The organism is Pontibacillus salipaludis (genome assembly GCF_014642405.1).
In the GTDB taxonomy this organism is placed as follows: Bacteria; Bacillota; Bacilli; order Bacillales; family BH030062; genus Pontibacillus; species Pontibacillus salipaludis.
In genome coordinates this window covers 1-12,786 of record NZ_BMIN01000016.1, presented here as the reverse complement: position 1 = coordinate 12,786, position 12,786 = coordinate 1, and the positions used below count along the sequence as shown (strand labels likewise).

The window sequence follows — 12,786 nt, the reverse complement described above, 5'->3', positions numbered from 1 at the left end:
GCTTTTCGTAAATGTGTAATGGACTCCTTTTTCTAGTACATATTCTTTATTTTACTTAATAGGATTATAACCCTTACAATAGAAGGATAGGTGAAGTTAGTCACCAATAGAGGAGGAAACCAATTAATGGGAAAAGAGTACAATTTGAACTCAACGGACTTTCAATCTTTGAAAACCGCCTCTAAGAAGATGTTCAATATGATTAGCACTCGTTTAAATGTTAATACAGCTTATGTAGCCAAACGTGGAGAAACTGCGATGACTGTACTTAGTTCTTTTAACAAAGATGAGGAAATCATTCCAGAGGGGTACGAGGTAGATTATGGCGGTAGTTATTGCCGACATATTATTAACCATAAAAACCAAGAGATGCACACACCGGATGTCAATGAGTACCATGTGACTAGGGACTTAGCCGTCACTCCTGAACTTGGTGTAAAAGGCTACTTAGGTGTTACCCTTACAGATACTGAAGGAACTGTATTTGGAACGTTATGTGTAATGGACAGGGAAGAAAAAGTCTTTAGCGACGAGGACGTAGAATACTTAAAGTCTATGGCTGACCTACTCTCACATATAATCGAACTCGATCAAACCAAGTTTAATATGGGTTTTCTCAATGTCCCTATCCTTCCAATTACGAACGGAGTATCCATTCTAACGCTCCAAGGAGTAATCGACGATGATCGAGCGAGCAAAATTATGGATACAGTGTTGCGACATACTTCTAGTAAACAAATCGATTATATCATTATTGATTTATCGGGGCTTGTCATTGTAGATGATGTATTTCCGACTTTACTTGTGAAGCTTGTCCAGTCACTTCAATTAATTGGCGCAGAAACGATTATTACAGGGATTACACCTGAAGCTGCACTTCATAATATAAGTAGTCAGCATATTAAAGACCTGAAGGCAAAGACCGTCCAGAACCTTGAGGGGGCACTTGAATATATCGGTTTTTATTTACAAGAAAAATAAGCAAAAAAACCCCACATGCCATGTTCATGTGGGTTTTTTTTTTATACCTCTAAAGTTCGCAGCCGTTCACTATAATTTTCGTACACTTCAATTGCATCATTGAGTAAATATAAATCATTATCGCGCAGTTCTGTTGCCAAAGTGTTTAAATCTTCCCATAAAAAAGATTCATTTACTTCAATAGCTGAACGTTGGAATACTCCTTCAGAAGACCCTACAGGATCATTTCCATTGCGTTTCAACCGATCTGTTAGCAATTCCATTTCATCAGACACATAATCTTTTAGCTCTTCATATGGAAGTTGTTGTTCATCATCACCCATTTTAAAGATATCCAACTTCCCTCTTACAACAAACAAATCAGCTAAATAATTATTCACAATTTCAACTTGGTCCGGTAACAAGTCGGCCCCTCTGTTCTGGATAAGATTATTCATATCGATCACCTCTGTTTATCTATTTTTCTTCCCCTATTATATGGATGATAAACTATCGATCATTATTCCTATTACCTACAATTTTCAATAATATAATTCTAAGTTATTCTATTACAACCTCTTCATCAGTGACCTTCCCATTTCCGAATGTCCAAACTCTATATTCTGTATCAGAGCCTTTCTTAACAATTAGGGCATATTCTCTGAAGAACTCACCCCATCCTCCCAGTCTATTAATGCTTTCAATAGAAGTAATTTCAGGATTATGGTCTAATACTTCCGACTTCACACTGTGGAATTTCGCTTGTACGAATAGGTTCAGGGCTAGATACCCTACAAGGAGAACTCCAGCTATTCCTCCCGTAATAGTTAAAAGTAGTTTCTTATTAAGTGTATTCAAAAAAATCGCCCTCCCCCTTTTGTTTAGCTCTGTTCATTTTTATTTGTTCCATGATTTATAATCTTTCAACATTCCAACTTTTCTCTAATTGTATGGATACTTCTTCGGAGCTTGGATTGGTATTAAATGTCAAACGCATTGTATGGCTCTTGTGATCAATAGAAGAAAACACATAACTACTCTTCAAATCGGATTTTGGGGAAATAGTGCATTTTACTAGTTGATCTATAGGCGGGATGACCATGGGTTCTTCTCGGTGATATAAGGTAATCGAAATACGTTCATAAGTTCTCTCCTGACCATTAATTTGAACCAATCGATCATGCTTGTTCCTCATAAATTTTTGATACGATGAGAGGTCCTCCCAAAAACTAAAAATATAAGCCGTTTCTAATTCAGACGTATCCCAACCGCCAAACTGGCCACTAAACCCATCCATTTCACTAAGATCACTCCAATAAGTTTGAGCTTCTTGAAATGATTTTTTTAGATTTACTGGGACATGACACTTTATTAGTTTAAGAATCATTAACCACTGTCACCTTGGGCCATTTGACTTGCTAGGTCCATCAGTAATTCTTTGATCTGTTCGGAGTTATCTCCACTTCCTGCATGAGAAATTTCATGTAGGACTCCATCTTTCATCCAATACACGCTCGGAGATTGAAAATCTTCCCCCTCTTTATTGGAAGAAGCTGAGTAGTAGGCCTTCTGCCCCCCCGAAAGCTTAATCTCATTACTATGTTTGATAAGTTGTTCAAAATCTACTAGTTCAAAATCTGCAGCAAAAATCGCGATACTCTTTTTATCCCTTCCTTCTGTAGAAGCTGTAAGAGCTATACCGATATCTTGTTGATCATCAGGATCTTTAAAATCGCTAATGAGCACATCATCGAACGAACCATAGGCTTCTGGAAGGTCAGTCGGGATCCTCAATTGAAATGGAAGTGACTCAACAGCTTCTTCTACTGAGTTCGCTTCATACATTGTCGGTTGCTCTTTTTCTGTTTTAAGTACATTCTCATAAACCTTTAAATGATCTGTGTTAAGCGTGGCAGCCTCACTTTGACATCCAACTAACAGAGCAAAGGCTAACGCTCCTATGTATTTTTTCAAAAGCTCGCTCCCCTCCTAGCATTTATCCATTGCCTTGTTCGTAGAGTCTATTTACTCAAAAAAGCCCTTCCTTTATTGAACTAGTAAAAGATTGATTAATAGGTAAGAATAATCCGAAAAAGGTTTTTCATTCTCCTTCTTTCCCCAAATCTATATAGATGTGTTTGATGTCATTTCGTATGATCAGTTTCTTACAGAATGAATTACATCATAAAATTTCATTCATCATTTTACCATATTTCCGAATGATAAAGTCTTGAATAATAATGATTTTACCTAAAATTGTAACACACGCAAATAAAAGAAGACGCTACCTATAATATGAGGTAACGTCTCTTCGTATGATCTAGCCAAATTGTGGCTCTACACGAATGGTGCACAAGAGATTTTCTTTCACAGATTGGAAAGCATCAACCTCCCCTGTGTCTCTTGAAATCTTATACAGGGGATCAAGTAACGTATAACAATCTTGCCTATGCAGTTGACAATCTTGAAGACCTAACACGGTTTCGTAGGCGAACTGCCAAAGGTCCTTATTTAGTTTCTCAGGAAGTACCTTTGCTAGCAGAGCCGTCATTCTTAAAATCTCTGCTAAGATAGCCGTGTTGTTATTCGCGTATTCCCGCACGTGAGCAAATCCTTTATGAAGATAAAAGCTGAAATCTTTCTGATCGAGTATAAATCGAAGTTTCCCATCTTTATCTCCCAAGTACGGAGAGAAATTTGATTGTTTTCCAATGCTTTTTAATAAATCTGTGATCTGATGTAGCGTATTTGATACGGTTAAAGGATCATTGTTGCCAATCGCTTTAATGGCCACTTCCGCAAGCTTATTCACACCGTATTCAAGGTCCTGAATTTCTGTTTGCTTTTCACCGATCTCTATGAAACCTAAATACTTCTCATCATCAATTGGGTTATCTTCTGACCATATTGTTAATAATGGTGCCTCGCTCAGGACAAATTCCCCTATGCCTGCCTCAAGCTTTACAGTAACCCCATCATGTTCTGCTTGTTGAACAATTTGGGCAATATCAGCAAGTTGCACATAACCAGTTTCCTGAGCATGAAGGTTACGACCTTCTTCATCAGGTAATTTCTGAATACGACCTTCCTCATAATCGAGAATGAAAGGTTCCTCTTCTTTTATGAGTGATTCTTGGACAGATTTTGATTTCTTATTCATATTAAAACTAATATTGTGTACCTGCATCCATGTTGTCGTATGATTAATAAAGTAAACAAATGTTAATGCTGCAATAATCGCAGTCAGGATCGAAAGAATTGGAGTTGCAAATATATATTCTTCCTTCTCATGCGTAACATATAGGAAGTTTAATAACACATAGATAAAGCTACCGTTAAAAATCCCCAACACATGCTGGGTCATCTTATCACTCACAAAGTTCACAAGCATCTTTGAGGAGAATTGACCGCTAAAAGTTGTTAATGCAACTAGCAATGAGTTAATGGTAAAAGCACTAAGTGTCAACACCCCACCAACAAGTGCACTCAGTAACACTTGAAGTGTTGTTCCACTAAATCCTAGTCCAACAGGTAAATACGATCCGACATCTAATATATAGTCTAAATAAAACGTAAATATAGATAATAAAATAGCGCCAGCAATATACCATAAAGGCATAAACCAAAGAGTAGAGTTCAGTTCTGTTTTCCTCTGTCTTCTTGACATGGAACCATATTTCTTAATGTAACCAAAAAGGCTCATGATGGATCCCCTCACATTCTTAGAAAGTACTCTTCCCTCGTTCCCCCATCATAATGGATTTAACCCGTACCAACTACAAATTCATACAACCGTAAAATAATGATAGGAGATTGTAATATAATTGGCTGAAATCCCCTTATAACAATCCTATAAATGGAAAAGATAGCTTTATAACATAAATAAGGGTGATTGAATGAACGAACGTAAACCAAAGAGTTCTATTCTTAGTCCAGCTTTACAATCAAGATTGATCATCAGTTGCTTTATATTTATAGCACTATTACTAAGTGTCAGCATTAGCGAGGAAGACTTACAAACGAGGTGGGTCTTAAGCGCCTTACTCCTTGGTATGAATAGTTACATTGCTAAAGCCTTAGCACTTCACCTAACCTATAAAAGATCAAGAAGGATACGCACATGGTCTTTAATTGAGAAACTAAGGCTTAGCATATACCTTTTTGTAACGTTGATTACAATGGGAGCGAGTGGTTCATGGGAAGTATATTATCTCTTCTCTATTGCTTTAGCTCTGTTGCTCATGCATAAGTACAGCGACACTTTATTCTCCAAAAGTAAAACCACGCATGACGCTTTTGCCATGCGTGAAATCGATCAAATGAGCGGGACTGAGTTTGAACAATTTGTCTCTAAACTATATGAAGGCCTCGGATATACTACTCAACTTAATCCTGCAACAGGGGATTACGGCGCAGCCATTCTAACAGTGAAAAAAAGAGTAAAAACAGCTATTCAAACAAAGTGCTACGGAAGCGATAAGAAGGTTGGGGTTAACGCAATTAATGAAGTAGTCGGAGGAGCAGAGTATTGGAAAGCTGATCGTAAGGTGGTTCTAACAAATCGCAATTTCTCTAGTTCAGCCATAATGTCAGCACAGCGAGATGGGGTAACCCTCATCGATCGAGACGGATTGCAAATTCTTTTAGATCACTATAAAAAGGAAGTGGAAAAAGGGAGGAAGGGAAGACTTTTTCCTTTACAGAAACGTTCGGGCAAATAGCTCGCAAATGTAAAAGTAGCCCAGTACACTTGGGGTTCTGGGCTTTTTATGTATCACCTAATAGTATGAGCTTAATTCTTAAAACTTGGAACAGAAGTTATCACTAAGAGGATCCCCTTGTTAATCGATCCGCTCTAAAAGTACTAACCACCGTCACCAATTGACCCGAAAACAGAAACAAAATCCAGTATCCAATATTACTTGCAGCAAGAATTATTGCAACGATATTCAGTAAAATTCCTAACACAAACCCGATGTTAGTCTTCCAATCCTTCAACACAGCCCAATTCATTGTCTTTCTCCCCTTATTTATAACTAAAATGCACGATCTTGATGAATTTCTTTCATTTCTTTTTCATACTCTTTTGATTTACCTTTGGGTATACTTAAGCTCTCCCATTGCTCACCCTTACTCTCTTTCCCAATATAAACGATTTGTCCTACATGATAAGCATAATGAGCCATTTGCCTCTCAATCGCTTCTAGTACAACGTGGCCTTCACTTCTTATATATATGGTCTTAAGTAAGTCTTCCTCTGTTAATCTTCCTATAGCTGTTAACAAAATGCTCCAACCTTCTTCCCAACTTTCGAGAATGGCTTCCTTCGACATATGGGGGTCTTCAAATTCTTGATCACGATTTCGAAAAGGTTTCTCTCCATCACTAGTCAATAAATCCGACCACCTGGACTTCATGTTCCCGCTCAGGTGCTTCACGATGATAGCAATACTGTTTGACTGCTCTTGAGATGTTTGATGAAAATCTTCTTTGGATAATTGCCGGAACGTGTTATCGCCTAATTCCTTTACACGTCGAAATCGGTCTTCAACAATACGTAAATATGCTTTCCCAATTGTCACTTAATCCACCTACTTTTCACTAGTTATATAAGCGCAAAAAATTATAGATAAGAGTAATAACTGAATTTTAACATAAATATCCAAACTGATAAAAAATTCCCCTCTTATGAAAGGAGACTAAGTCTCATTCGACTTAGTCTCCTTTCATTTTATATGGACTTTTAACTTTCGATAACTCCATGGTTTCATTGCCATCTATAACAACTTCAATTTCTTCTTGTCCTTTTAGTGAATCTGGTAGTTTCAGATCTCCTTTATACCCTGAGCTCCCAACAACCTTTATTGAAAATGTAGTGCGCGGCTGTACTAAAGATAAAGATACTGTGCCTACTTTTTCCTCATTTAATGCTTCCATATCTAGAACACGAAGGATAGCTAAATGTTCCTCCTCAGATAATTTCTGAATGGTAAACTCAAATTTCTCACTTTCCCCCTTGTAAATAGAAGTATCATTGGCCGTGGCATCAATTTCCCTAACGATGCACGCTAGTTCTTCCTTAACTTCACTATACGTTGCAAGGTTTTCAGAGATAGGATTTGAGTTATGAATATAAGAAATTCTTGTAATGAGATCAGAGATTTGTTCCTTTAATTTTGGTTCTTGGATTAGCTGTTCTGCTGAACTTAAAAATACCCATGTTGTCTTTACGTTAGACTTCCACGTTCCTAGCTTAGGCTCTAACTCCAAACTCTGCATTTCCTCTTCGGTGTATTGGAAATAAGCAGAAACATTCTTACGATTGAGAAGGGGATTAACTCTCTTAGCCTCAGGTGTATAAAATATTGAAGCATTATAGAGATAGCCTAATGCGACCCTTCTATCTGGAAGATTAAGAGATGTAGATAGTATAAAATCAGAATAAATCGGCTCCACCCCTTTAAAGTATTCTTGAGTTGCCGTCCATTCTTGTTCAGCTGGTGTGGAGGGGCCTTCTTCCATTAATAGCAACGTTACACTTGTAATCATGAGGAGAAAAGCTACAACGGATGCAGGATATAAGAACCAATCACGCTTTCTCTTCTGTTTTATGGACTGTATACTCTGCCAATTTCTCTCCTTCTGATTCTCATCCATCTCAAATGTTGGAAGCTTCTTCATATCCTCTTTCATATTATTGTGATCGCGCATATTTCATCCCCCTCTCATCCATTACACTCGCTAATTTCTCTTTAGCCCTATAAAAAGTCGTATCCACTTTAGAAGTACTCCACCTTAACACATCCGCTGTTTCTCTAGTACTTAACTCTAAAATTCCTCTACAAATGACGACTTCTCGATATTTCGTCTTTAAACTATTAATCGCCTGATACAATCGCTGATCTTCTTCTTTATTTAATACTATATCTTCTGGACTCAAACCAACATCATGACTTTCTCCTCTATCTATCAACCTTTCCCATTTTTTCTTTCTGTATCGATCAATAGAAACGCGTCTCGCAATTGAGAAGAGCCACGTCTTCGGTGAAGCTTTCCCCTTAAATGAAGGAGCATGTTTCCAAGCTCTTATAAACACTTCTTGAACTAAATCATCTACATCATCCGTTCGATTGTAATACACGAGAAACTGGTACACATGCTGACTGTATAATTCGTACCATTCCTTTACCTGATCTTCCTGATCCATACACCCTCCTCCTTTATTCTTTATCCATTGGCTCTGTTAATGCTTAGATTTTGTTCCATATAAGCCCCCTTATGTGGAACACTAGGATCTTGGATCTGCATTGCGATAGATAGAGACGTTTCCGTCAGCTTGAATAGAGCGTAAGGTGGGCCTGGAAATCACTCGCTTTCCGCGGGCGAGCTGTCGAGCCTCCTCGGGAAACCCACCCTGCGGGGTCTCGTCGACCTCTTTCTCCCGCAGGAGTCTCGCAATTTCCAGGCCCACCTCTCCCAAATGGGGAGAGACGGAAACACACAAAATTTGTGAGGTAGGGGGGAGAGCAACTTAAATAAATGGGTCCGTTCACCTAATTAGCGTCAGGGCAGGCTTGGGGACTGCGAGACTCCCGCGGGGTAAGGAGCCTAGGGGAGACCCCGGAAAGCGCGTAGCGATTGAGGAGGCTTCCCAGCTCCCCGCAGGAAAGCGAGTTGTCCCCAAGCCTGCCCAACTTCTCTTCTGGTAAAGGACCTCCCCTAACCAAGTATCTCAGTTTCAATCCTTCACTAATCCCGCCCTATTCTTGGACAAGGTTGTTGTAAAGAAGAAAAAAGCAAACTTTAGCAGAGCCTATCCATTAGACGATAGAGAAGCTATTAATCTTACAGTTTTATGTAAATCGATCTACAGTTTAATACAAAGATTACTACAATTTCGATGGAATTTCATAGTTTTACCACTTCTATACAAGGGAACTTCCTAACGAACATTATGTTATAGAGGAGAGATTTCATGATTACAGAAGGATGGACTTGGCTATGGGAGAAGCATGAGCAGGCTAAAGATTTAATGCGTTTTTTTGCAAAACCAGATGAAAATGCCTCCTCTACAAAAAAACATTCCTCACAACAATCTTCTGGCGGAGGTGATGGTGGAGGAAGGAGTTTTAAGAAAGCACAGTTAATCGGGCTGTTTGCAGGGCCTCTGTTGTTTGCACTGACTTTTATCTTTTTTCAACCTGAAGGCCTTTCCTATGAAGGAAAAGCAGTATTAGCTAGTACCATTTGGGTAGCGGTATGGTGGATGACTGAAGCCGTACCTATTCCAGTTTCTTCCCTTATCCCCATTGTGCTATTTCCATTAACCGGCGGTCTGAATATGGACCAGACAGCCTCATCTTATGGTGATGACACCATCTTTTTATTTATGGGCGGCTTTATGATTGCACTTGCCATGGAGAAGTGGAACCTACATAAACGCATAGCACTGACAATCATATTAGCAATCGGAACAAATACGAAACGAATCGTTCTAGGATTTATGGTCGCGACAGGTTTCTTATCGATGTGGATATCTAACACGGCTACTGCAATGATGATGGTGCCAATTGGTCTCGCGATTATATACCAGGTTTCCGAACAGCTAAAAGATGATGACTCGATTGATACCGCTAAAGAGAACTTCGGGTTCGGAAAGGCTCTGATGTTAGGAATTGCTTATTCTGCTTCGATTGGAGGTATTTCGACACTCATTGGAACACCCCCAAATACAGCTTTGGCAGCTGCTATTAGCAACCTATATGGAGTTGAAATTTCATTTGCTCGTTGGATGTTGTTTGGGGTCCCTATTGCCTGGGTGTTTATATTTATCGCCTGGTTTTACCTTGTGAAAGTCGCTTATCCTCCTAAAATCAGTGAACTTCCTGGTGGACGTGAGGTTATCAAAAATGAAAAAGACGATCTTGGTAACGCATCTTTTGAAGAAAAAGTGATCTTACTCGTCTTTACGCTAGCCGCTTTCTCTTGGGTAACCCGTTCCTTTCTATTACAACCCTATGTAAATGAGAATATCGGAGACGCCATGATTGCATTAACAGCCTCCTTTATTCTTTTTGTAATCCCTTCAAGAACCACAAGAGGTGACCGTCTTCTTGACTGGGACACAGCAGTAAAATTGCCTTGGGGTATTCTGTTACTATTTGGCGGAGGACTTGCCATAGCAACAGGATTCATTGAATCTGGATTATCTGAGTGGATTGGAAATCGACTAACTGTTTTACAAGGAATCCATATATTTGTGGTGCTTCTTGTTGTTTCTGCAATGGTTATTTTCTTAACCGAAATTACATCAAATACAGCGACAGCCAATATGATGTACCCGATTATGGCTTCTCTAGCTGTGGCTCTAGGTGTTCACCCATACGCCGTTATGATTGCTGCAGGCGTGGCTTCTTCATCTGCTTTTATGCTCCCTGTAGCCACCCCGCCCAATGCAGTCGTTTTCGGTTCTAATTATTTACGAATACCCGATATGGCCAAAGCGGGATTTGCCCTTAATCTGACAGGTATTATCATTGTAACGCTTTCTGTTTATTTCTGGCTTCCAATCGCATGGGGGATCGACCTTACGGAAATTCCAGAGATGCTTAAGAAAGAATAATGAAAAGGATAGGAAGTCAACCTATCCTTTTTTAATGCTCTTCATAAAAAAACGCCCCAAGGATAGGCTCATCCTCAGGGCGTTTCTTCATTACAACTGTGTCAGTGTATTTGATACCATCATAACGGTCACAATAATCGCGTAAATAATCCCACCAAGGTAAGGGTTTTTCGTTACTCTGTAAATTTTACGTGTGATGATTGCTGCTAGTGGGATAATAACAATAATTGGGAACAACCAGATACCTGCAATGTTTGAGATGTTTGTAAAGAACACATCTCCTTCTATAAAAAAGTGTGTATATTGAATGGCGACAATTACAATAGCGCTCAAGCCATTAAAAAGCGCCATTAATGCCGTGTTTAACCACTCTTTCTTTCCGTTTGAAACGTAGTTGAAACAGTTAACCGCTATTGAATTCGTTACATAGAAGAGTAAGAAGAATGGTACATACTTAAGCGCAATCAATAGTTTATCTGGTGTAAATGCTTTAATAGTGAGTACCCAAATCCGGAAGTCTGTCGTAAAGAAATAATCTGCTATAAAGACTAATCCAAACGCACTCGTCGTTACGAGCAAAGAGAGTAAAATCGTCTTCCACAATGTTCGCAAATTAATAATGACTCCAGATGCCCGAAGGTCTAATCCGTCTTTTTTCGAGAAGAATATATAGGAAACGAACAAAATCACAAGTGTTACCACGCCCATGACAGCCGACCAGACACCAATATAATAAACAGGTGCTTGTGGGAAAAATTCTGGACGATTTGTTGCACTCCACGTAAATAAAGCTAAATAAGACCAACCTGATATGAGAGCACTAACGATTAGCCCACCCCAAAACCATGCTTTACCTACTCCCCGAGGTGCTGGACCTGCTACAGCAGTCTCGTTGGCTTTCAATGATGAAAATACGCTTGTATTTAACATCGCTTTGGTAAAGCTTACCACAAACATAAAGAATGCTACTAAACCTAGGAAGTTGAAGAATACTTTCCACTGCCAGATTTGATTAGAAGAATCAATCTCTTTAGGTGAACCTATAGATTCATCAAAGTAGTTTAATAAACTCGTGACGACACTCTGAGAGAAATGATTCCAGGGGTGAATCTGGTTTGGATTATAAATGATACGCATTGCCTCTTCCCCATTTACTTCCTGTTTATATACGGTGTAACTGTCACGCTCCTCATTTACCTCACTTGGGTCCATTCCAAAATGAAGAAACGACTGAGCATACTTAGTATCGATATAATCCCTCGGTGGTGTAACGCTTCCAGCTTCCCCAATACTACGGAAGAAGAATTCATCATATTTTGCAGCTATGATCCCTACATCTCGTGTTCCATACATATTTGTATACTCTTGATCATCGTTCCTCATAGACCAGTACAAAGGTTCTCCTGGATCGTTCGTGTACATCGCATCATTGGCAACGAGTAGGACAGTTGAAATTAATCGCTCTTCTTCGGGCTTCTTATTGTCCTCAAGCACAGACCAGTTAGCAGCTCTTGCGCCATTAGAGTGTCCTGTGACACCAATTTTATCTCGGTCCACATAAGGGAGATCTGCCATTAATTCAACCGCGTCATACATCCCCGTCCCTCGATTTGGCCATTCTGCAGGCTCGACTGGGTCAGAATTTCCATGACCATACATATCAATGGAAATGACAACATAACCTCTTCTAGCAAGTTCTACATTGTTCAAATCCTGCATCTCACGGTTATTATACCAGCCATGACTCGTCACGACTCCTGGAGCTTTTGACTCTTCAGAAACGCCCTCAGGTTTAAATAGTAATGCACTCATTAAGTGACCTGATGGAGTTTCCCATCGTAAATCTTTAACTTCAACATCCGTTCCAGATGTTTGCACGAAATAGGCACCCACCATACTAATAAGAGCCAATACAAGTGAGAGAATCAAGTACTTTGGAGTTCGTTTACCATTTTTCATGATGTCTTTCCCCCTTTAATGGTACATGTATATGCTTGGGAACGCTTCCAAAACACTTGTATCAAACATTCTTTTATAAAAATGTAGACTCTATAAAAAATGCTCTACATTTAGCCACAATCGAGTAGGAGGAGGTGACTAACCTCCGTCCTCTCACACCACCGAGCGTACGGGTCCGTACTCGGCGGTTTCCTTAAGTTTGACGTAAAAGTTTATATCGATGAGATAAACTACGAAGCCCTAGA

At 39.3% G+C, this 12,786-nt stretch carries 13 protein-coding genes; 3 read left to right on the top strand and 10 right to left on the bottom strand.

Annotation, left to right across the window (positions count from 1 at the left end; all coding sequences use genetic code 11):
• Positions 1-126: 126 nt before the first annotated feature.
• Positions 127-981 carry an STAS domain-containing protein gene (locus IEW76_RS15490; protein ID WP_188655342.1) on the top strand — a complete coding sequence of 285 codons (855 nt, stop codon included), beginning with the start codon at positions 127-129 and terminating at the stop codon, positions 979-981.
• A 41-nt stretch (positions 982-1,022) separates the two neighbouring features.
• Here IEW76_RS15490 and IEW76_RS15485 read toward each other — a convergent pair whose 3' ends face one another.
• The 5 genes from IEW76_RS15485 to IEW76_RS15465 form a co-directional block, all read right to left on the bottom strand.
• The gene (locus IEW76_RS15485; protein WP_188655341.1) at positions 1,023-1,418 is read right to left on the bottom strand and encodes a hypothetical protein; all 396 of its coding nucleotides are present in this window, start codon (positions 1,416-1,418) and stop codon (positions 1,023-1,025) included.
• A 103-nt stretch (positions 1,419-1,521) separates the two neighbouring features.
• Positions 1,522-1,818, bottom strand: coding sequence for a hypothetical protein (locus tag IEW76_RS15480; protein WP_188655340.1), 297 nt, complete (start codon positions 1,816-1,818; stop codon positions 1,522-1,524).
• Positions 1,819-1,873: 55 nt separating this feature from the next.
• The gene (locus IEW76_RS15475) at positions 1,874-2,347 is read right to left on the bottom strand and encodes a YdbC family protein (RefSeq protein WP_188655339.1); all 474 of its coding nucleotides are present in this window, start codon (positions 2,345-2,347) and stop codon (positions 1,874-1,876) included.
• The gene (locus IEW76_RS15470; protein WP_188655338.1) at positions 2,347-2,934 is read right to left on the bottom strand and encodes a hypothetical protein; all 588 of its coding nucleotides are present in this window, start codon (positions 2,932-2,934) and stop codon (positions 2,347-2,349) included. Before IEW76_RS15470 ends, IEW76_RS15475 begins: the two co-directional genes overlap by 1 nt.
• A gap of 346 nt (positions 2,935-3,280) precedes the next feature.
• Complete coding sequence (locus IEW76_RS15465; RefSeq protein ID WP_188655337.1) at positions 3,281-4,663, bottom strand: DUF2254 domain-containing protein; 1,383 nt, start codon at positions 4,661-4,663, stop codon at positions 3,281-3,283.
• A gap of 193 nt (positions 4,664-4,856) precedes the next feature.
• On the opposite strand from IEW76_RS15465, the gene IEW76_RS15460 reads away from it, so the two are divergent.
• The gene (locus tag IEW76_RS15460; RefSeq protein WP_188655336.1) at positions 4,857-5,681 is read left to right on the top strand and encodes a restriction endonuclease; all 825 of its coding nucleotides are present in this window, start codon (positions 4,857-4,859) and stop codon (positions 5,679-5,681) included.
• Between the two features lie 103 nt (positions 5,682-5,784).
• On the opposite strand, the gene IEW76_RS15455 is transcribed toward IEW76_RS15460, so the two are convergent.
• The 4 genes from IEW76_RS15455 to IEW76_RS15440 all read right to left on the bottom strand — a co-directional run bounded on the left by IEW76_RS15455 (position 5,785) and on the right by IEW76_RS15440 (position 8,167).
• Positions 5,785-5,973, bottom strand: a complete 189-nt coding sequence (locus IEW76_RS15455) for a hypothetical protein (protein WP_188655335.1) — start codon at positions 5,971-5,973, stop codon at positions 5,785-5,787.
• Positions 5,974-5,996: 23 nt separating this feature from the next.
• The gene (locus IEW76_RS15450; RefSeq protein ID WP_188655334.1) at positions 5,997-6,542 is read right to left on the bottom strand and encodes a DUF1572 family protein; all 546 of its coding nucleotides are present in this window, start codon (positions 6,540-6,542) and stop codon (positions 5,997-5,999) included.
• 133 nt (positions 6,543-6,675) lie between these two features.
• A complete protein-coding gene (locus IEW76_RS15445) occupies positions 6,676-7,671 on the bottom strand; it encodes a hypothetical protein (protein ID WP_188655333.1) in 996 nt (331 codons plus the stop codon).
• On the bottom strand, positions 7,655-8,167 hold the full coding sequence (locus tag IEW76_RS15440) for an RNA polymerase sigma factor (RefSeq protein WP_188655332.1): 513 nt from the start codon (positions 8,165-8,167) through the stop codon (positions 7,655-7,657). Before IEW76_RS15440 ends, IEW76_RS15445 begins: the two co-directional genes overlap by 17 nt.
• A gap of 768 nt (positions 8,168-8,935) precedes the next feature.
• Here IEW76_RS15440 and IEW76_RS15435 point away from each other — a divergent pair.
• Positions 8,936-10,582, top strand: a complete 1,647-nt coding sequence (locus IEW76_RS15435; RefSeq protein ID WP_188655331.1) for an SLC13 family permease — start codon at positions 8,936-8,938, stop codon at positions 10,580-10,582.
• Positions 10,583-10,672: 90 nt separating this feature from the next.
• Here the strand turns inward: IEW76_RS15435 and IEW76_RS15430 are convergent, their stop codons facing one another.
• Positions 10,673-12,541 carry a dienelactone hydrolase family protein gene (locus tag IEW76_RS15430; protein ID WP_188655330.1) on the bottom strand — a complete coding sequence of 623 codons (1,869 nt, stop codon included), beginning with the start codon at positions 12,539-12,541 and terminating at the stop codon, positions 10,673-10,675.
• Between the last annotated feature and the right edge of the window lie 245 nt (positions 12,542-12,786).

Excerpts from the sequence above, each read along its gene's own strand:
- IEW76_RS15490 (WP_188655342.1), top strand. The coding sequence starts at position 127 with ATGGGAAAAGAGTACAATTTGAACTCAACGGACTTTCAATCTTTGAAA.
- IEW76_RS15485 (WP_188655341.1), bottom strand. The coding sequence starts at position 1,418 with ATGAATAATCTTATCCAGAACAGAGGGGCCGACTTGTTACCGGACCAA.
- IEW76_RS15475 (WP_188655339.1), bottom strand. The coding sequence starts at position 2,347 with ATGATTCTTAAACTAATAAAGTGTCATGTCCCAGTAAATCTAAAAAAA.
- IEW76_RS15465 (WP_188655337.1), bottom strand. The coding sequence starts at position 4,663 with ATGAGCCTTTTTGGTTACATTAAGAAATATGGTTCCATGTCAAGAAGA.
- IEW76_RS15460 (WP_188655336.1), top strand. The coding sequence starts at position 4,857 with ATGAACGAACGTAAACCAAAGAGTTCTATTCTTAGTCCAGCTTTACAA.
- IEW76_RS15455 (WP_188655335.1), bottom strand. The coding sequence starts at position 5,973 with ATGAATTGGGCTGTGTTGAAGGATTGGAAGACTAACATCGGGTTTGTG.
- IEW76_RS15445 (WP_188655333.1), bottom strand. The coding sequence starts at position 7,671 with ATGCGCGATCACAATAATATGAAAGAGGATATGAAGAAGCTTCCAACA.
- IEW76_RS15440 (WP_188655332.1), bottom strand. The coding sequence starts at position 8,167 with ATGGATCAGGAAGATCAGGTAAAGGAATGGTACGAATTATACAGTCAG.
- IEW76_RS15435 (WP_188655331.1), top strand. The coding sequence starts at position 8,936 with ATGATTACAGAAGGATGGACTTGGCTATGGGAGAAGCATGAGCAGGCT.
- IEW76_RS15430 (WP_188655330.1), bottom strand. The coding sequence starts at position 12,541 with ATGAAAAATGGTAAACGAACTCCAAAGTACTTGATTCTCTCACTTGTA.